Below are 1997 nucleotides of genomic sequence, written 5' to 3' on the forward strand. Positions count from 1 at the left end.
CGCGGTCCCGGCGCCGGCGATGGCGGCTCCGGCCGCGAGCAGTCCTGCGGTGGCGACACGGCGCCCGGTCGAGCTGGCCTTGATGCTGTGGGCTCCCACGAGAGTGATTTCCTCTTTCTTCCTGGACACCGACCGGGTTAGCTGACGGGTTCGGACACGGAAGTCTGTCCTACGCCCGGACCTCTCGGCCCTCGGGCGATTCACCCCAGTGGAACGTGGTTCCCCGGTGCACCGTGGTGGTGCTTTGGTGGTGACCCCGGCCCCCCACCGGCGGGCGGGTGATGACTTCCGAGGTCTCGAAAAGGTTACGAAACCATCTCGTCGAAGTCCAGTCCATCCGCTAGGCGGCCGTTTCCGACGCCATGATCTCGACGCTCGAGACCATTCCGAGCTCCATGAGCACTTCGATCGCCGAGCGCACCTCCGGCTCCAGGACGTACCCGCACGACTCCTCGGAAAGCGCGTCCACCTGGGGTTCTCCGGACAAGAGCACCGAGACGACGCAGTCCTCGCACCGGCGCGGGCGGGCCGGACACCGTGAGCAGTCCATCGAGAACATGATCTACGTCACACTCCGTCCTGGGCGTGTTGCCCATTCGTTACCGGGCCGCGTTCTACGGCTCGATGCCGACCGTATCGGCGGGGTACGACATCCCTCTCCGCGGCGGCGGGCCGCACGTCCGTCCGTCACACCCTGTCGGACCGGGTCGCTACCGTCTGCGCCATGCCCACTCCCCTGACGCGCGAGCCGGTCCGCACGCCCGGGACCCAGGGGGTCCAGGCGGCGTTCGACGAACTCGAGCCGATGCTCTCCGAGGTGACGTTCGTCGTCGTCGACCTGGAGACCACCGGCACCCGACCGGGGACGGACGAGATCACCGAGATCGGCGCGGTCCGCGTCCGGGGCGGCGAGGTCCGGGCGGAGCTGTCCACGTTCGTCGCCATCGACGGTGCCCTGCCCGGGCACATCAGTCGGCTCACCGGCATCGACCCCGGCGACCTCGTCGGGGCGCCCACCCTCGGAGAGGTGATGTCGACGTTCCTGGAGTTCTCCCGCGGCGCCGTCCTGGTCGCCCACAACGCCCGGTTCGACCTCGGATTCCTCCGGGCGGCCGCCGTCTCCACCGACCATCAGTGGCCGGATCCCCCGTCGATCTGCACGCTCGCCCTGGCACGTCGGATTCTCCACCGGGGCGAGACCCGCGGACACCGTCTCGGTGAACTCGCCGCCCATCTGGGATCCACCGTCGAGCCCAACCACCGGGCGCTCCAGGACGCCCGCGCCACCGTCGACGTCCTCCACGCCCTGATCTCCAGGGTCGGGGACTGCGGGGTGGCCACCCTCACCGAGCTCCGGTCGTACGACGGCCGCCTCGCCCCCGAGGTGCGGCGCCGCGCCGCGCTGACCGAAGCGCTCACCACCGGCCCCGGCGTCTACCTCTTCCGTGACGGGTCGGGGGGCGCCCTGTACGTGGGTTCATCCGTGTCGGTGCGGCGGAGGGCCCGGTCCTACTATTCCGGAGCCGACTCGCGCAGCAGGATGCGCACGATGGTCGGGCTGGCCGCGAGTGTCGAGTCGGTGCCCTGTGCGCACCTCCTGGAGGCGTGGACCGTCGAGGAGCGGCTCATCGACTCCCTGCAACCGCCGTACAACCGGCGCTCGCGGAGTCCCCGTCGCGGGTGGTGGCTCTCCCCACCCTCCGGGCGCGCGATCCGTGGACAGGTCACCCGCACACCGGAGCACCCGTCCGCCGTCGGCCCGTTCCGGAGATCCGAGGACGCCAGATCGGCCTGGCAGGACGTCGTCGAGGCCCTCGGTTCCCCGCCCGACGCGGAGGACTGGGAGGCGCTGGTCGCCGGCCGGAGCTCCGCGACCGTCAGGGCGATGGTCGACCAGATCGACGCGATCGCGGCGGGCGGAGCGTTCGAGCGCGCGGCCCGGTTGCGCGATCGCACGGCGACGCTCGTCCGGATCCTCACCCGGCAACAGGAGCTCG

Annotated in this window: 2 protein-coding genes and 1 riboswitch; of the genes, one reads left to right on the forward strand and one right to left on the reverse strand. The window is 71.0% G+C overall.

The window, feature by feature from the left end; translation table 11 throughout:
* Positions 1-112 precede the first annotated feature (112 nt).
* A riboswitch (cyclic di-AMP (ydaO/yuaA leader) is annotated at positions 113-260 on the reverse strand.
* A gap of 80 nt (positions 261-340) precedes the next feature.
* A complete protein-coding gene (locus G6021_RS17800; protein ID WP_277817961.1) occupies positions 341-469 on the reverse strand; it encodes a hypothetical protein in 129 nt (42 codons plus the stop codon).
* Positions 470-724: 255 nt separating this feature from the next.
* On the opposite strand from G6021_RS17800, the gene G6021_RS15585 reads away from it, so the two are divergent.
* Positions 725-1997, forward strand: a 1273-nt coding sequence (locus G6021_RS15585) for an exonuclease domain-containing protein (RefSeq protein WP_182641685.1), incomplete at its 3' end; no start/stop codon positions are given.

It is taken from the genome of Dietzia sp. CW19 (assembly GCF_014145265.1).
GTDB lineage: Bacteria > Actinomycetota > Actinomycetes > Mycobacteriales > Mycobacteriaceae > Dietzia > Dietzia natronolimnaea.